This is a genomic window from Betaproteobacteria bacterium (assembly GCA_009377585.1).
In the GTDB taxonomy this organism is placed as follows: domain Bacteria; phylum Pseudomonadota; class Gammaproteobacteria; order Burkholderiales; family WYBJ01; genus WYBJ01.
Genome location: WHTS01000058.1, coordinates 1 through 17,552, shown reverse-complemented (window position 1 = coordinate 17,552; position 17,552 = coordinate 1). Strand labels below are relative to the sequence as shown.

The following is a 17,552-nucleotide window of genomic DNA, read 5'->3' as shown; positions in this document are numbered from 1 at the left end:
GCAGATTCGACAGGCGCAGATTCGACAGGCGAGCGGCGTGAAAGTCGATGGAAGATGCCATTGCGGCAACATCCGCTACCAGGCCGAGGTCGACCCGGGCAAAGTGACGGTGTGTCATTGCACCGATTGCCAGATGCTGACGGGCTCGGCCTTTCGCGCCAATGTGCAGGCTCCCCGGGAGAGTTTCGTCCTGCGCGGCGGCCAGCCTCGCATCTACATCAAGACCGCCGAGAGCGGAACCCGACGCGCGCATGCGTTCTGTCCGCAATGCGGCACGCCGGTGTACTCGTCGGCGATCAGCGATCCTCCGTACTATTCCTTGCGCGTGGGCTGTCTGGAACAACGCGCTCAGCTCGAGCCCGCGCGGCAGATCTGGTGCAAATCCGCGCTGGGCTGGGCAATGAAACTGCAGGGTGTCGAGCAGATCATGCAGCAGTGAACAGCTAGGCGGGGCGTCGGCGCAGAGGCAGACACCGGCTGCGTCCAACGCTGCGGCGCGCTGCATGCTGAGCATCCTATGGGACCATGACGGAGCGAGCTGGCAGCGATTGAGCGCAAGCTCGGCTACGACCAAGCTGCGGGCCCGAACTCGCAGCTGGACATGCGGTACGCATTGCCGGGGGAGTGTTTGCGGACATGCTGGGTGCGGCCAAGAACAACATCAACGGGCCTGGAAGTAAAGCGGCGCGCATGCGTCGCAGAAGCAAGCTCCGTGCGATCGGCGGCGCTCTCGCTTTTTGCTGCAGCGGCAACCTGTCCGCCGCCGAACACATGATCGCGTCGACCTCCGACCTGGCGAATCTGACGCTCGCCGATCTGCTCGCCATCGAGGTGACCTCGGTATCGCGCAGCCCGGAGAAGACCTGGACCGCGGCGGCCGCCGTGCACGTCATCACTCAGGACGATATCCGCCGCTCCGGCGCGCGCACCATCCCCGACGCACTGCGGCTCGCGCCCGGGGTCGATGTCGCGCAAATCGACGCCGGCAAATGGGCGATCGGGGTGCGCGGCTTCCAGGACCGGTTGGCGCGCTCGGTGCTGGTGATGATCGACGGCCGCAGCGTCTATTCGCCGCTTTTCGCCGGCACCTACTGGGAGGTGCAGGACACGCTCATCGAAGATATCGACCGCATCGAGGTCATTCGCGGACCGGGCGGCACGCTATGGGGCGCCAACGCCGTGAACGGCGTGATCAATATCATTACCAAGCATGCCGAGGAGACTCAGGGCACGCTGGTCGGTTTCGGCGCCGGGCGCGACACCTGGGAGGCAAGCGTGCGGCAGGGCGCGAAGACTGCCGACGGGACGTATTTTCGCCTGTATGCCAAGTCCTTGGACCGCGCGCCGCAACCGCATGCCGACGCAATTCCCGACTACGACAATTTCCGCATGAGCCGCGCCGGCTTCCGGGCCGATAAAGCGCATTCCGCCCGCGCCGACTGGACGCTGCAGGGCGATGTCTACCAGGCAGCCGCCGGCCAGAGGACCGTGGTGTCGAGCTTCTTCGAGCCGCTCAGCCGGATCGTGGACGGAAACGTCAAGCTCTCCGGCGCGAATCTGCTCGGCCGCTGGCGCCAGCGCGTCGACGCAACGACCGACTGGTCGCTGCAGGCCTACTACGATCACACCGAGCGCGACGAACCGACCTTCAGCGAAATCCGCGACACGATCGACATCGATTTCCAGCGGCGCACGCGCATCACGCCTCGGCAGGAGCTCACCTGGGGGCTAGGCTGGCGCTGGATGGGCAATTCCATCGACAGCGTGCAGACATTGGCCCTTGCCCGCTCGCGCCGCAACGATCTGCTCTTCACCGGTTTCGTGCAGGATGCGATCGAGGTCGTGCCCGATCGCCTGCGCTTGACGCTCGGGACCAAGCTCGAGCACAACGACTATTCCGGCTTCGAGCTCCAGCCCAGCGCTCGCCTGGCTTGGACGCCGACGGACGCGCAGACCCTGTGGGCAGCGGTATCGCGCGCGGTGCGTACGCCTTCGCAGGTGGACACCGATGTCGCGGCAAGCGCCTTCGTCGCGCGGCTCGGGCCTCTTGCGATTCCGGCCTATTTCCGGCTGCAAGGCAACCCCGACTTCGTCTCCGAGAAGCTCATCGCCTACGAGGCCGGCTACCGGGTACGGCCGGCGCGAAATTTCTCCCTCGACCTGGCGGCATTCTATAACCGCTATTCGGATCTGCTCAGCGCGGATGCCGGCAACCTGTTGATCGAGCTCGCGCCGGGGACGCCGCGCCTGGTGCTTCCGTTCGTTTTCGGCAACAAGCTGCACGGCCGCACCTATGGCGGGGAGCTGGCGGCGGACTGGGCGCTGCAGCCGTGGTGGCGCTTGCGCGCATCGCATGCGATTCTGCGCATCGACCTGGACCAGGATTCCGACAGCACCGACGTCACCATGATCGACTCGGTCACTGGATCATCGCCGCGAAACGTCACGCTGCTGCGCTCCAGCATGAATCTCGGACCCGCAGCCGACCTCGACCTGATCCTGCGTCATGTCGGCGCCCTGCCCGCGCGCAACGTGGATTCCTACACGGCCCTGGATATGCAGTTGAGCTGGCGGCCGACGCGCGGGCTGACGCTTTCGCTGATCGGCAGGAACCTGCTGGACGATCGTCACGCCGAGTTTCGCGGCGACAACGAGGAGAACGTGGAAATACGCCGTGCGGTTCTGCTCTATGCGCGAGTCGAATTCTAATTCTGAGGCAGAGCGCGCTCATGGCTGAGCGCTCGGTCACGGTGCCGCGCCCCGGCGCGTTCGCTGCATGGCACATTCTGCTCATCGGCCTGCTGGGCGCGCTGACATGGGGCATCGGCCTCCCGGTCGCTGCCGCCGAGCGCCCGGAACACGAGGTGAAGGCGGCATTCCTGTACAACTTCGGCAAGTACGTGCGCTGGCCGAAGAGTGCACCTGCGCCCGATACCCCCTTCGTGATCGCGCTCCTGGGAGCCGATCCTTTCGGCGCCGCGCTGGACGAAATCGTGCGCGGCAATCGCATCGACGACAGGCCGGTCACGGTCAAGCGGGTGAGCAAGGTGAGCGAGCTGGGCGCGTGCGAGGTGCTGTTCATCGGCGCTTCGGAGGATGCTCGGCTGGAGAAGATCCTGGCCGAGCTGCCGAAGGCGCCGATCCTGACCGTGGGCGACATGCCGCGATTCGTCGAGCGCGGCGGCATGATCGGGCTGGTCGCGGCGAACAGGCGCGTGCAGTTCGAGGTGAACGCGGATGCCGCGGAGCGCGCCGGGCTCGTGCTCGGCTCGCAGCTGCTGCGCCTGGCGCGTGCGGTCGTGGATCCGAAGGCGCGCTGATGATTGCGTTCCAGAACCTCTCCATCAGCAGCAAGCTCACGCGCCTGAGCATGAGCGTGAGCCTGCTGGTGCTGCTGATCGCGTGCGGCTCGTTCGTCGCCTACGAGCTCCTGACGTTCCGCGGCCGGGCAGCCGATCAACTGGACGCCCATGCCGCGGTCGTCGGCATCAACGCCACGCCGGCGATCGTGTTCAACGACCGCGCGGCCGCGCGGGAGACGCTTGCGTCGCTGCGCGCGATGCACGACGTCGTCGTCGCAGCGATCTATCTCGCCGATGGCACGAGCTTCGCCACCTACGTGCGCGGCTTTCGGGATGACGCAGCCAGCCTGCCGGGCCGATTCGAGTCGTCCGGGACGTGGCCGCGCATCGAAAACGGTCGCCTGGCCGTAGCGCGCGCCATTCAATCCGACGGCAAGCCGATCGCCACGGTCTACATCGAGTCGGACCTGAGGATGCTTGCCACGCGACTGCAGACGTATGCGGCGATCACGTTATGCATTCTGGCCGTGTCGCTGCTCGCGGCGAGGCTCGTTTCGAGCTCGATCGAGAAGCGCATCTCCGAACCGGTCCGCCGTCTCGCGCGCACCGCCGATGCGATCGCTGCGGACAAAAACTACGGCTTGCGCACCGGCGTAACCAGCTCCGACGAGCTCGGCCAGCTCGCAGGCGCATTCGACAAGATGCTCGACGAGATCGAGGCGCAGAACGAGGACATCCGCCGGCGCGAGCAGAACTTCCACGAGCTGGCCGACGCGATGCCGCAGATGGTATGGACGCTGCTCGCCGACGGATCGACTGGCTATGTCAACCGCCAGCTGATCGAGTACACCGGCATGGCAGCCAACGACGTGAAGGCCTGGAGCTGGGGTGTGGGCCTGCATTCGGAAGACCTGGAACCGTGCCTGCGCGCCTGGACCGCGGCGCTTCGCACCGGCATGCCGTACAACGCCGAATGCCGCATCCGCCGCGCAGCTGACGGCGTCTATCGCTGGCATCTCGCGCGGGCAGTGCCGATGCGCGATCCCAAGGGGCAGGTGCTGCAATGGTTCGCGACCTGCACCGACATCGACGCGCAGAAGCAGGCCGAAAACGAGGCACGGCAGCTCAACGCGCTGCTGGAGAAGCGGGTGGAGGAGCGCACCGAGCAACTGGTTGCGGCCAACAAGGAGCTGGAGGCGTTTTCGTATTCGGTCTCGCACGATCTGCGCGCGCCGTTACGGGCAGTCGACGGCTTCTCGCGCATCCTGCAGGAGGACTATGACGACAAGCTGGACGACGAGGGCCGGCGGGTCCTGAACGTGATTCGCAACAGCAGCCAGGAAATGGCCCGCCTGATCGACGACCTGCTCGCGTTTTCCCGTCTGGGCAGGAGCGAGGTCTCCGGAGCCGATGTCGACATGAGCGCGCTGGTGCGATCGATATTGGACGAGATGCGCCGCGAGATCGGCACGCTGCCCGAAGTGGCGCTGCGGGCGTTGCCGCCGGCGCACGGCGATTCGGCACTGCTGCGCCAGGTGTGGATCAACCTGCTTTCCAACGCGGTGAAGTTTTCGGCCAAGTCCGATCATCCGCGCATCGAGGTCGGCGGCTACCCGGAAGGCTCGGCGCACGTCTATTACGTCAAGGACAACGGCGCGGGCTTCGACATGAAGTACTATGACAAGCTCTTCGGCGTTTTCCAGCGCCTGCACCGCAGCGACGAGTTTCCCGGCACCGGGGTCGGGCTTGCCATCGTGCAGCGCGTGGTGAGCAAGCACGGCGGCAAGGTCTGGGCCCAAGGCGCGGTCGGGCAGGGTGCGACATTCTTTTTCACACTACCGAAGTGAGAGCAACATGGGAAACTACGAGCAGGTCGAGATCCTCTTGGTCGAGGACAAGTCGACGGACGCGGAGTTGACGCTGCGCGCGCTCAAGCGCCACAACCTCGCCAACCGCGTGCTGTGGGTGAAGGACGGGCAGGAGGCGCTCGACTACGTGTTCGCGGCCGGTGCGTACGCCGAGCGCTCGCCCGGCGGCGATCCGAAGCTCATCCTGCTCGATATAAAACTGCCCAGGATCAGCGGCGTGGACGTGCTGCGCCGACTGAAGGGCGACGAGCGCACCAAGTCGATCCCCGTGACCATGCTGACCTCCTCGGCCGAAGAGCGCGACGTGATCGAGAGCTACCAGCTCGGTGTGAACAGCTACATCGTCAAGCCGGTCGATTTCAACAAGTTCGTCGAAACGGTGTCCGAGGTGGGCATGTACTGGATGGTGGTCAATCGGCCGCCTACATAGGCGCCTACGGGGGATCTACCCAGGAATCTGCCCGCATCAGCGGGCACGCGCCGCTCCCCTCTCCCAGGGAACATCGTCGAACGAAATGGGAACGCCCGTGCGCGTATCGGCGCCATCGTCGATCCGCGATCAGGTCAAGCGCGAGCGGTCTCGACAGAGGCAGGAGGACGAGCCAGCAGCGCGACCAGCACCGCCAGTGCGGATAGTGCCGCGAACAGCCCCAGCGAGGCCGTGTGCGCTCCCGAGAAGTCTCGCAATGCACCGGCCGCCAGCGGACCGGAAGCCTGCGCGAGAACCTGCATCGAAAGCGCGACGCCGCGGATCGCGCCGTAGCTCGCCCGGCCGAAGTAGTCGGCCCATACGACCGGGAGCAGCGTCAGCATGCCGCCGACGCCGAGCCCGAACAACGCCGCGCCCAGGAATCCCGCTGCCGCAGCGGTCGCGGCGCTGAGGCACAGGACGCCGGCGCACATGATCGCGCCGCATAGTGCGAGCGCGTGACGAATGGGCCAGCGTCGCGGCAGCCAGCCGACCCCGAGGCTCGCTAAGGCGGACATGAACGAAAAGGTGCTGACGATCAGCGCTGCAGACGTGGGATCGACGCCGCGCTCGATCATGTGCGAGGCCTGGTACAGGCTCACGCCCGCCTGGCACGGAAAGACCAGCGCGGCATAGAGCGAGAGCAGCCAGAACGCCGGCGTCCGCAACGCCTGTTCGCGGCTGAATTGCGCCTCGGGTCGTGACTCGAGCGTGCTCGCAGGCGCCGCTTCGGGCGCGAGCCCGAGATCTTCCGGGCGGCGCACGAGCAGCAGCCACACCGGCACGAACCCGATGCTGAGCACGGTAAGGCCGACCGCGATCCATCCGGCCCGCCAATCGGCGCCCTGCATGGCGTAGTGCGCGATCAACGGAAATGCGACCAGGCCGGCAAGCTGGACGACCGTGGCGACGGAGGCCGCGCGCGCGCGCCGCGCCACGAACCAGGCGTTGAGCGCACCGTAAAGCCCGAGATCGAACGGCCCGGCCCAATTCATGCGCGCAAAGCAGAACAGCAGATAAAAGGCGACCACCGAGTCGATGCGCGAGATCGCCATGGTTGCGAACCCGGTGCCGATCACGGCGAGGCAAAGCAGCAGCCGCGCGCCGCGCCGATCGAGCAGGCGGCCTATCGAAGGCGAAACGAGCGCTGCCAGCACGCCGCCGATCGATACGGCGCCGCCAAACGCGGTGCTGGACCAGCCGAGGTCGCGCTGCATCGGATCCACGAACACCGACAGCACGGCGACCGCGGCGCCCTGGCGCACGAAGCCCGCGAAACAGACGCAGCCGAGGATCACCCAGCCGTAGTAGAACGGCAGCCGCGGGGCGAGCAAGCGGGCGAGTGGCGGTGCGCGCATGGCTCGAACCTAGCATGCGAACATCCGCGTCTCAAGCGATGAAGGATGGATAATGAGGCTTGTATTAATCAGGCTTGCATTCGCCGGCGCGTCGCAGCGCCTGCGGTAGACTTCGATGACCAGCGGCGCAAACCAGTGAAAGGGCGATGTCCATGAGTATCGTGTCTGCAGTGTCCGGCCGGTTGCTGGCAACCGGAATCGTATTCCTTCTTTGCCAAGGGGCCGGCGTGGCGGCCGATTATCCGACCCGCTCGATGCGTTACGTCGTGGCGTTCAATCCCGGCGGATTGAACGACGTGGTGGGCCGGGTGTTCTGCCAGAAGTTGAACGAGGCCTGGGGTCAGCCCGTCATCGTCGACAATCGTCCCGGCGCGGGCGGCAACACCGGCGCGGAGCTGGTCGCGCGCTCCACGCCCGACGGCTACACCATGCTCAGCATCAGCACCGCGCATGCGATCGGCCAGACGCTCTACAAGAAGCTGGGCTACAGCCTCGAGCGCGATCTCGTCCCCGTTTCGATCCTGGGCTCGTCGCCCTTGATCACGGTGGTGAACGCGGGCATCCCGGTGAAGAGCATCCCCGAGCTGGTGAAGTACGCGAAGAGCAACAAGATCGCGTACAGTTCCGGCGGGGTCGGCGTGATCAGTCACCTGTCGATGGAGATGCTGAAGCAGGCGGGCGGGTTCGACGCGACCCACGTGCCGTACAAGGGCGGCGGGCCGGCTCTGGTCGACCTGCTGTCCGGTCAGGTCCAGTTCCACAGCAACGACATGGGCCTGGTGCTGCCCGGCATCAAGTCCGGCAAATTGCGCGCGATCGGCATGATGACCGAGAAGCGCCATCCCTTGCAGCCCGACGTGCCCACTTACATCGAGCAGGGCTACAAGGATTTCGTCATGGGCAACTGGATCGGGGTGGTGGTGCCCGCCGGCACGCCGAAACCGATCATCGACAAGCTCGCCGCGGAGTTCTCGCGCATCGCCAAGCTGCCGGACGTGGTGCAGCGCTTCGCCGGCCAGGGCTTCGATACCAGCGGAACCACGCCACAAGCGGCTGCGGCGCTGGTGAAGAAGGAGACCGTGCGCTTCGGCGCGGCGGTGAAGGCGTCGGGGGCGAAAGTCGACTGATCGACACGGGCGCCAGGCTCGCAGCGTCGGAGCCGCGAATGAGCTACGATAGCCATGGTCATCCACGGAGGCGGCCATGGCACAGATCCGGCACATCGCGATTCAGACCCAGGACGAGGAAGCGACTGCGAACTTCTACGTCGAGAACTTCGGCCTCACCAAGGTGAGAAAGCTCGAGAGCGAGCGCACCTCGGGTTATTACCTCACCGACGGCCACATCAACCTCGCCATACTGCGCTTCAAGAACGACGTCGTGGCCGGCGCCGAGCGCGGCAAGGGCTGGAGCGGCATCCACCACATCGGCTTCCAGGTCGAGAGCCTGGAGGAGATCGAACGCAAGCTCGAAACATCGGGTGCCAAGCCGCGCGAGGATATCAACGCGGCGCTCGGCATCGCGCAGGGCGGACCACGGGTCGGCGAGGGCAACGTGGAAGTGCGCTACAGCGGTCCCGACAACGTAACCTTCGACGTCTCGCAAACCGGATGGGTCGGCACGCCCACCAACAAAGCCCACACGTAAGCCAAGGAGCAGCAGCGATGCGCAGTAAAGTCGAAACCCTGGCGCGCGCGGCCGAGCGCGTCACGGACGGTGCGCGGCTCGTCATGAGTGCGAACCTGCACCGCTCGCCGATGGCGTTCCTGCGCGAGGTCGTGCGCCGGCGCGTGCGAAGCCTGCGCGTGATCGGCGTGGTGGGCGGCGACCTCAACATCGACTTCCTGGTCGGGGCGGGTGCGGTCGGCGTGGTCGATACCTGCAGCGTCACATTGGGCGAGTTCGCCCGCACGGGGCCGAACTTCGCGCGCCATGTCATTGCCGACCGGGTGCGCGCGCTCGACAACACGTGAGGGGTGCTCTATTCACAGGCCCAGGCTGGGTCTATGGGAGTGCCTTATGTACCGGTGCTGGGATTGGTCGGCACCGATTTGTTGAAGCGCCGTGACGATATGGTGGTCGCGCCCGATCCGTTCGGCGAGGGCAAGCTGACCGTGGTCGCGAAGGCGCTGCGACCGGATGTGGCCGTGTTCCACGCGCACACGGCAGACCGGCAGGGCAACGTGTCGTTCGGCTATCCGGTGGAGGCGCTGATCGTCGCCGAGGCTTCCCGGCACGTGATCGTGACTGCCGAGGAAATCGTCGAGCGCCTGGACGAGCGCGAGGCGGTCGGCACCTTCATGCCCTCGATCCTGGTCGATACGGTGGTGCACGCGCCGTTCGGTGCGCATCCCGGCGGGCTGACGGAGCGCTACGCGCCGGACAAGGCGGCGATGGAAGAGTACGTCGTCGCCGCGCGCAGCGACAGCGCATTTGCCGAGTACCTCGAGCGCATCGTCTTTCAGACGGAAAACCACGACGAGTACGTCGAACGCTTCGTGGCGCAGCGTGCGCGCACGCTCGTCGTGTGAGCGCAGTCCGATCGATCGACAAGCAGATGACGGAAACGCTGCAGTACAACGACGACGAGTTGCTGGCCGTGCTCATGGCGCGCGAGGTGCGCGACGACGAGGTGTCGGCGTGCGGGGCGCTGTCGCATCTGCCGGCAGCGGGTTTGCTGCTCGCCAAGGCGCTGCATGCGCCCAATGCGGAGCTCATCATCCTCAACACCGTGTTCCGGCCCTTCCGGACCTCGCGCCAGTTCCACTTTCTCGCCCAGCGCGGCGAGCTGGGCCTGTTCTTCGTCAGCGGGGTGCAGATCGACCGTCACGGCAACTACAACCTGCATCAGCTTGGTCCCGACCCCGATCATCCGAAGCTGCGCTTTCCCGGCGGCTATGGCGGCGGCATGATCTACTACGCGGCACGGCGCAGCATCGTCTTTCGCACCGAGCACGTTCGGCGGTCGCTGGTGGAGCGCGTGGATTTCGTCTCGGCCGCCGGCAGCTCGCCCGATAACGTCGTGCGTCTCGGTGGCCCGAGCAAGGTCATTACGCCCAAGGCCAGCTTCAGGTTCGACAAGGCGGCGGGGTGCCTGCGCCTCGACTCGATCCATCCGCCGTATACGCTGGACGAGATCCGCGACAATACCGGGTTCGATCTCGGCGTTGCGGGACCGGTACCGGCTACCCCTGCACCGAGCGCGCAGGAGCTCACCGTGCTGCGCCAGGTGGTCCGGCGCAAGATGATCGATACCGGCACGTATGCCGCTTGGGCGGAACGCACGCTCGGCGTCGTCTGAAGTCTTTTCGCGATTTTTCCTCGAGCCCGATACAAGAAGGAGCGACACCATGTGGACCGTCAAGGTCGTGCGCGTTCATACCGGCGCCGACAACCGCTCGTACTTCGAGGACCTCGAGGTGCCGATGGACGAGGTGTTGCAAGGCGACCGGGTTTCGCAGCGAAGCGCCCTGGTTCCGTGCACGGGGATGCTCTTTCGCGAAAATCCGCTCGGACGCTCCGAGCAGTTCCACACGCCCAAGCAGCGCCAGTTCGTCATCACGATTTCCGGCGCGGTCGAGATCACCTGCGCGGGCGGACAGCGCGTGTTCGGTCCCGGCGACGTGCTGTTCGCCGAGGATCTGACCGGTGAAGGTCATTCCAATCGCGAGCTGCACGGGCCGCGCCGCAGCCTGATCGTTCCGGTGGCGGAAGACTTCGATATCCGCCGTTGGGCGAAGCCGCTTTGATCCGCTAGTGTCCCGAGTCAGAAAGTTCGTCGCCCCCGCGAACGCGGGGGTCCAGGCCCAGTCTGGTTCTGGATTCCCGCTTGCGCGGGAATGACGAATTACGACCAAGCTACGATTCACCACACTAACGAGGGAAGCCGCGTCCAAGGCGAGGCCTGTGCGTCGTGCGCGCAAGCCGTGCCCTGCAGCTTGCCGCTCTGGCGGGCAGCGCATACCATTGCGCATTTCCCGCGCGGTGGTTTTGCGCCGCGCATCCGCAGACAAGAATCTTCCATGCGAACCGACCTGGAGCGCCTGTTCAACCCGCGCTCGATTGCCATCGTTGGCGCTTCCATCGAGCTCGGCACCATCAGCGGCCAACCGCTCAATTTCCTCATCAAGCGCGGCTATCCCGGCACGCTCTATCCGGTGAATCCGAAGTACCCGGAGCTGCTCGGCCGCACCTGTTATGCGTCGCTGGAGGCATTGCCCGAGACACCGGATCTCGCGCTCATCGTGGTGAACGCAAGACTGGCGATCCGAATGCTGGAGGCGTGCGGGCGCAAGGGCGTGCCGTTCGCAATCGTGTTCAGCTCGGGCTATTCGGAAGCGGGCGACACGGGCGCTCTAATGCAGGACGAGCTCGCTGCAATCGCGCGCCGCTACGACATCGGCCTGGTCGGGCCCAACTGTCAGGGTTTGATCAGCGTGCCGAACAAGACCTACGCGGGCTTCGGTTCGGCCTTCATCTACGACTATCTGCCGGGCCCGGTCAGCATGGTGAGCCAGAGCGGCGGTTTCGGCTTCTCGCTCATGTCGCTTGCGGCGATGGACGGCGGGATCGGGTTTCGCCACGTCGTCACCACCGGCAACGAGTCCGGCATCAGCTCGGCTGACTTCATGCGCTTCATGATCGACGATCCGGGCACGCGCATCATCGCCGGCTACATCGAGGGCATGAAGGACGCGCACCGGCTGCGCGAGCTGGGGGAGGCGGCGCTGGCAGCCGGCAAGCCGATCATGCTGTGGAAGGTCGGCAACTCCGAAGAGGGCCAGCGCGCGGCCGCCTCGCATACCGCCAACCTGGGCGGCGCGATGGCGCTCTATCGCGCGGCCTTCGAGCAGACCGGCATCCTGCAGGTCGAGGACATGCAGGACATCATCGACTACGTGCCCGCGTTCCTGAGCGGAAAGACGCCGCGCGGCAACCGCGTTGCCATCATCACGATCTCGGGCGGGGCCGGTATCCTCATGACCGACGAAGCGATCGCGCGCGGGCTCGCGGTGCAGCCGCTGACCGATGCAACCGTGGAGAAGCTGCGGCCGCTGGTTCCTTCGTTCGCCGCGCTCGGCAACCCGATCGACCTCACCGCCGCGATCTTCGACGACACCGACCTGTGCCGCAAGGCGCTCGAGCTCATCATCGACGATCCGCAAGTCGACTCGGTCGTCATGGCCAACGCCGGCCTGCAAGGCGAGATCGCGACCAAGGTCGCACGTGAAGTGGTGAAGGTTTCGCGCCGCTCCGACAAGCCCGTGATGATGGGCTGGAGCGCCCGGCACCAGGTCGCGGGCGAGGCGTACGCGCTGCTCGACGGGGCCGGCGTGCCCCACTACCGCTCGCCGCTTCGCTGCATGCGCGCGCTCGCCGCGGTGACGCAGCACGCGCAAGCGTGCCGGCGCTATCGCAGCCGCCGAGCCGAGCCGGTACTCGAGCTCAATGTGAGCGGGGCGGCCGCGACGCTGCAAGCCGCAGGCGGCGATCTGGCCGAATATCGGGCTAAGGCGCTGCTCGCCGGATACGGCATTCCAATCACCGCCGAAGCGCTGGCGACCGATGCACAGGAAGCCGGTCGCATCGCGGTTCGCATCGGCTTTCCGGTCGTGCTCAAGGTGCAGTCGCCCGATGTCCCGCACAAGACCGAGGCCGGCGGGGTCCGCATCGGCCTCAACAGCGCGCAGGAGGTCGAGCGCGCCTACGAGGAAATCGTCGCGTCCGTTCGCACCTACGCGCCGAACGCGGTCATCGAAGGCATCCTGGTGCAGGAGATGGTCGGGGATGCGGTCGAAGCGATCGTCGGCATCAACAACGATCCGCTGTTCGGCCCCGCGCTCATGTTCGGGCTGGGCGGCATCTTCACCGAGGTGCTGAAGGACGTCGCGTTTCGCCTTGCACCCATTGCGCGTTCGATCGCGCACGAGATGATCCGCCAGGTCAAGGGTTATCCCTTGCTCGCCGGTGCGCGCGGCCGCCCGCCGTGCGACATCGAAGCGCTTGCCGACGTGCTGTGTCGCGTGTCTGCCATGGCGATCGACCTGAAGGGCGAGCTGGCCGAGCTCGATATCAATCCCCTGTTCGTGCTGCCCGCGGGTCGCGGTGTGAAAGCGGGCGATGCGCTCATCAAGCCGCGCTTGAAGCCTGCGGCGCAGTGACGACTGCAGCGCGTTTCGGCCGGCGGTATTTCGGCAGCGCTGTATCGAAGTCGACAACGCTCGGCCACGTTTCAAGTCGTGCTCGGCTGGGGGTGGTGATTCTGCCAGCCGGAACGCGCTCTGCATGGTCACGGCGCAACGGCACGAGACTTGCCTGTTGTCAGCTGCGATCTCCGGTCATGATGTGAATGCGCAGCCGATGAGGACCCTTCCGGGTCGGGGTGACTGCACAGCCGGGGAAGCCGCTCCGCGCGGCTGCAGTGTGCCTCGTCGTAAGCAGCGTGGCGACGGATTCGGGGAGCATGAGCGGCACGCTCGCAAGCGCGGAATCGCGCGGCCGCCGAACGGATGTCGGTTCGGCGGCCGCTCGCGGCAACGCAGCTGCCTGCGGCAATTCTCCATCTACGCCAGTTCCCGCCCGCGCCACTCGATCAAACCCGTACGGGCGTATCATGCAAGCGCACAATGGGGTGATTTCGGTCGGTCGGCGCATCCCGCGCTCGCAGCAGGGCGTATATTCAGGTCTGAAGCGGTGCGGGTTGCCGCCGCTGCGAGCATGACGGACGCGTGCCTATCGTGCGGCGAACTTGCATGATGGCGGCGAGTCTGCTTGACTTGGACTCTGTCGTACACACATAGTAGCCATGGCCCTGACTTCCGATCGGTTCCACGTCGAATTCTGCCGGCACGATTCCACCGTCGCCCAGGCGTGGGCGCGTGCGCCCGTCGAGCCGTCCGCCGCTGAGCGGCAGCGGCTCAAGGCGCGCGTGCGGCAGTTGCTGCGCGAGCAGGATGCCACCCTGCTAGCGCATTACTACGTCCATCCCGACCTGCAGGACCTGGCGCAGGAGACGGGCGGGAGCGTGGCCGATTCGCTGGAGATGGCCCGCTTCGGGCACGAGCAGCGTTCCGCCGCCCTGGTCATCTGCGGCGTGCGCTTCATGGGCGAAACGGCCAAGATTCTGAATCCGGAAAAGCGCGTGCTCATGCCGGACCTGGAAGCGACCTGCTCGCTCGATCTCGCCTGCCCGGCCGAGGAGTTCGCGCCGTTTTGCGATGCCCATCCCGATCGCACGGTCGTGGTCTATGCCAACACCAGCGTCGAGGTCAAGGCACGGGCCGACTGGGTTGTCACCTCGGCCATCGGCCTGGATATCGTGCGCGAGCTGCACGCGCGCGGAGAGAAGATTCTCTGGGCGCCGGACCGGCACCTGGGCAACTACATTCAGCGTGAGACCGGGGCGGACATGCTGATCTGGCAAGGCGCCTGCGTGGTGCACGACGAATTCAAGGCCACCGAGCTGGAAGCGCTGATTGCGAGCAACCCGCAGGCGAAGATTCTGGTGCACCCCGAATCGCCCGAGTCCGTGATCCGGCTCGCGCACGTGGTCGGATCGACCGGCCAGCTGATCCGCGCGACCCGGGAGCTTGCAGGTGAGGAATTCATCGTCGCAACCGATGGCGGCATCATCCATCAGATGCGCAAGCTGTCACCCGGAAAGCGCTTCATCGAGGCGCCCACGGCGGGCAACGGTGCAACGTGCAAGAGCTGCGCGCATTGCCCGTGGATGGCGATGAACGGGTTGCAAAACCTGGTGCAGGTGCTGGAGACCGGCAGCAACGAGATCCACGTCGAACCCGAAGCCGGTCGCAAGGCCTTGCGCGGCATCGAGCGGATGCTCGACTTCGCCGCCAGCCGCGCGCAGCGCAAGCCGCCCGCGCGCGACTACAACAAGGTCTACGCCCACGGGATGGGACCGGCCTGAACTCGCCGCGCGCGTTCGCTGCGAAGGCAGGCAGAACGCGTGAATCGTGAGGACGGGACCGTGTTTCCCTTCCGCCGCCTAAGGAAACGCAGGAATCTGCGGCGCGACCCCGCCCCACTCGGCCTCCGGATGGTGGCTCGCCACCAGCTCGTGCACCTGTTCCACGCGGGCGAACGGCACGTCGACCATCAGCAGCACCTTGCCCGCCTCGATTGCATCCTGGAACGAACGCAGCGAGGAATTCGGGACTGAGCTTCCCACCATGCTGGAGAACCAGGCGCCGAGCAGCGCGCCGACGATTCCGGCAATCAGCGCCAGGCTCGGTTCGATCACCATGCTCTGCGGCGGGTAGAGCCACATGACGGCGCCGCCCGCGACGCCGGCGGCCGCTCCCACCATGGCGCCCGTGCGCAACGCGTGCAGAAAATCGGTCTTCTGCAGGAAGCTGGCTTCGGGCAGCTCGGGCGGCAAGGTGTCGCGCTGGCCGAGGAAGTGGATATGGCGCTCGTCGATGCGAGCGAGGAGCAGTTCGTCGAGGATGGTGCGGGCGGTCGGAATATCGGGGAGCGTGAAGAAGAGCCTGCGTCTCATGGGCGGATCCTCCTTCGCAGACACGCCCCCGGGTCGCTGCGGTCGGGGGCATCTACTTTCGACCGCGGTTTCGAGGCGTTAGTTGCGCGGGTGTCCGGCGCGGGCGCCACGAACGCGGTGCGCCCGCGCCAGCGGCGCATGAGCTTACCGGGCGAGGGGGGTCGTTGCGAGCTTCCCGGGCGAGGGGCCCCGCTTGCGGGGATCGACCGCAAAGCGAGCGACGCCGGTCACCGACGGCTTGACGGTTCATCTGGCGCTACGGCGGAGGTGGCCCCGCTTGCGGGGATCGACCGCAAAGCGAACTGCGGCCAGGCCGCTAGAGGCTTGGCGTTCGCGACTCAATGATGGCTCGGAGGCGGCGCATGGGGGCGCTCGTCGCTGTCAGGCGACGGCCGCGGGCGGGAAGCGAAAGACGTTGCACGGTTCAGCCGAGCGCTCGTGCATGCGCCGGACACGATCCGCCATGGCGAGCACATAGGGCGCGGCTTCCAGCACCAGCGCCATCTGCCGCTCGTCGAGCGCAAGTCCCGCCTTCTTCACCATCGCACGCACCAGGTCGGCTTGCGCCGGATCCAGGGTATCCGGCATGCGCGGCTCGTGGCGCGGCGGATTCAGTTTCGGCTGCGCTGCGCCTGCCGCGAGCTGGGGGGAGCGCGTATGCCACTCGGTCGCCTGCTCGTAGGCATGCCCGATCCGCAGCACGGTCGCTTCCTCGAACGGCCGGCCCATCAGCTGCATGCCGAGCGGGAGCCCGACTGCGCTGAATCCGTTGCACAGCGCAAGCGACGGACAACCCAGCACGTTCGCCATCGGATTGGCGTTCGGCCTGGCCCAGAAATTGAGCGAGTCGTACGCGTCCAGCCGCGGCGCCGGCCCGAACACGACGCTCAGCAGCGCATCGCAGCGCCGCCACAGCGACGCCGCTTCGTCGATCATGCGCCGCTGTTCGCGGCTTGCCGCCACGTAGTCGCTCGACTGGAACAGGCATGCCGGCAAGGCGCGCACGAGGAAGTCCTCGCCGAAATCGCCCGGCCGGGTGGCGAGGTCGGGATAGTTGATGGTGTAGATCTCGGTCTCGGCGAGCGCGACCTTGACGTCGCTGTATTCGAGGGCGGGTCGCACGCGCACATCCTCGACCTTCGCGCCCAGCTTGCGCAGCACGCCGATCGCCGCGTCCATCGCCCGAACGACTTCGTCGCTCTGGCGCACGTCCTCCTCCCACACGTGGCGCAGCACGCCGATCCTCAGTCCCTTGATGCCCTTGCCGAGACCGCTGCGGTAGTTGGGGATCTTTACCGCGATGCTGCCGCCGTCGGCGCCATCGTAGCCGGCGATCGCCTGCAGCATGAGTGCGCAGTCCTCGACCGTGCGGGTCATGGGGCCGCAGTGATCGAGGGTGAAGGAATTGGGAATCACGCCGGTGCGGCTCACCAGTCCCGCCGTCGACATCAATCCCACGATGCCGCAAAACGAGGCCGGCCCGCGGATCGAGCCGCCGGTATCCGAGCCGAGCGCGCCGGCGACCAGGCGCGCCGCGACCGCGGCGCCCGAGCCGCTGGAGGACCCGCCGGTGAAATGCTCCAGGTGCCACGGATTGCGCGCCGGCGGCCACGGCAGGTCGAACGACGGGCCGCCGTGCGCGAACTCGTGCGTTTGCAGCTTGCCGAGCAGCACGGCCCCGGCCTCGTACAGCTTGCGCGTGCAGGTCGCGTCCTCGCGCGGGATGCGATCGATGCAAACCCTGGAGCCGCCCGAGGTGAGTATGCCTTTGGTATCGTAGATGTCCTTGAGGCCGAACGGGATGCCGTGCAGCGGGCCGCGATGGTCGCCGCGCATGATCTCGCGCTCGGCGCGCCTGGCCTGCTTGCGCGCCAGTTCCGCGGTAATGGTGATGAAAGCATCGAGCTGAGGCTGGAACGTTTCGATGCGAGCGAGGTAGGCGTCCGTGAGCTCGACCGGCGAAAGCTTGCGGGCGCGGATCAGGCGCGCCGACTCGGCGATGGACCGGCTGCACAGATCTTCCGACATGAAGGCTCC

At 66.4% G+C, this 17,552-nt stretch carries 16 protein-coding genes; 13 read left to right on the top strand and 3 right to left on the bottom strand.

The features are described from left to right. Positions 1-37: 37 nt before the first annotated feature. The 5 genes from GEV05_17940 (at position 38) to GEV05_17920 (ending at position 5,600) form a co-directional block, all read left to right on the top strand. The gene (locus GEV05_17940; protein ID MPZ45236.1) at positions 38-439 is read left to right on the top strand and encodes a GFA family protein; all 402 of its coding nucleotides are present in this window, start codon (positions 38-40) and stop codon (positions 437-439) included. Positions 440-636: 197 nt separating this feature from the next. Further along, the gene (locus GEV05_17935) at positions 637-2,709 is read left to right on the top strand and encodes a TonB-dependent receptor (protein ID MPZ45235.1); all 2,073 of its coding nucleotides are present in this window, start codon (positions 637-639) and stop codon (positions 2,707-2,709) included. Between the two features lie 20 nt (positions 2,710-2,729). Continuing rightward, positions 2,730-3,320 carry a DUF4154 domain-containing protein gene (locus GEV05_17930; protein ID MPZ45234.1) on the top strand — a complete coding sequence of 197 codons (591 nt, stop codon included), beginning with the start codon at positions 2,730-2,732 and terminating at the stop codon, positions 3,318-3,320. Next, a complete protein-coding gene (locus GEV05_17925) occupies positions 3,320-5,149 on the top strand; it encodes a PAS domain-containing protein (GenBank protein ID MPZ45233.1) in 1,830 nt (609 codons plus the stop codon). Before GEV05_17930 ends, GEV05_17925 begins: the two co-directional genes overlap by 1 nt. Positions 5,150-5,156: 7 nt before the next feature. Next, positions 5,157-5,600 (top strand): response regulator, encoded by a 444-nt coding sequence (locus GEV05_17920; protein ID MPZ45232.1) that lies wholly within the window; start codon positions 5,157-5,159, stop codon positions 5,598-5,600. A gap of 134 nt (positions 5,601-5,734) precedes the next feature. Here GEV05_17920 and GEV05_17915 read toward each other — a convergent pair whose 3' ends face one another. Then, the gene (locus GEV05_17915) at positions 5,735-6,997 is read right to left on the bottom strand and encodes an MFS transporter (protein ID MPZ45231.1); all 1,263 of its coding nucleotides are present in this window, start codon (positions 6,995-6,997) and stop codon (positions 5,735-5,737) included. 146 nt (positions 6,998-7,143) lie between these two features. On the opposite strand from GEV05_17915, the gene GEV05_17910 reads away from it, so the two are divergent. From GEV05_17910 to nadA, 8 genes are all read left to right on the top strand, one after another. Continuing rightward, the gene (locus GEV05_17910; protein MPZ45230.1) at positions 7,144-8,124 is read left to right on the top strand and encodes a tripartite tricarboxylate transporter substrate binding protein; all 981 of its coding nucleotides are present in this window, start codon (positions 7,144-7,146) and stop codon (positions 8,122-8,124) included. 76 nt (positions 8,125-8,200) lie between these two features. Beyond that, on the top strand, positions 8,201-8,644 hold the full coding sequence (locus tag GEV05_17905) for a VOC family protein (protein ID MPZ45229.1): 444 nt from the start codon (positions 8,201-8,203) through the stop codon (positions 8,642-8,644). A 17-nt stretch (positions 8,645-8,661) separates the two neighbouring features. Continuing rightward, positions 8,662-8,970 carry a hypothetical protein gene (locus tag GEV05_17900; protein ID MPZ45228.1) on the top strand — a complete coding sequence of 103 codons (309 nt, stop codon included), beginning with the start codon at positions 8,662-8,664 and terminating at the stop codon, positions 8,968-8,970. A 33-nt stretch (positions 8,971-9,003) separates the two neighbouring features. Next, positions 9,004-9,528 carry a hypothetical protein gene (locus tag GEV05_17895; protein MPZ45227.1) on the top strand — a complete coding sequence of 175 codons (525 nt, stop codon included), beginning with the start codon at positions 9,004-9,006 and terminating at the stop codon, positions 9,526-9,528. Next, positions 9,525-10,298, top strand: a complete 774-nt coding sequence (locus tag GEV05_17890; protein ID MPZ45226.1) for a CoA synthetase — start codon at positions 9,525-9,527, stop codon at positions 10,296-10,298. The genes GEV05_17895 and GEV05_17890 overlap by 4 nt, the downstream gene beginning before the upstream one ends. Positions 10,299-10,347: 49 nt before the next feature. Then, complete coding sequence (locus GEV05_17885) at positions 10,348-10,746, top strand: hypothetical protein (protein MPZ45225.1); 399 nt, start codon at positions 10,348-10,350, stop codon at positions 10,744-10,746. Positions 10,747-11,019: 273 nt separating this feature from the next. Beyond that, complete coding sequence (locus GEV05_17880; GenBank protein MPZ45224.1) at positions 11,020-13,158, top strand: CoA-binding protein; 2,139 nt, start codon at positions 11,020-11,022, stop codon at positions 13,156-13,158. A gap of 644 nt (positions 13,159-13,802) precedes the next feature. Then, positions 13,803-14,924 carry a quinolinate synthase NadA gene (gene nadA, locus GEV05_17875; GenBank protein MPZ45223.1) on the top strand — a complete coding sequence of 374 codons (1,122 nt, stop codon included), beginning with the start codon at positions 13,803-13,805 and terminating at the stop codon, positions 14,922-14,924. Positions 14,925-15,002: 78 nt separating this feature from the next. Here nadA and GEV05_17870 read toward each other — a convergent pair whose 3' ends face one another. Then, positions 15,003-15,515: a DUF1269 domain-containing protein gene (locus GEV05_17870; GenBank protein ID MPZ45222.1), complete on the bottom strand. Its 513-nt coding sequence runs from the start codon at positions 15,513-15,515 to the stop codon at positions 15,003-15,005. A gap of 381 nt (positions 15,516-15,896) precedes the next feature. Continuing rightward, the coding region (locus tag GEV05_17865) for a hypothetical protein (protein ID MPZ45221.1) at positions 15,897-17,552 on the bottom strand (1,656 nt) is incomplete at its 5' end.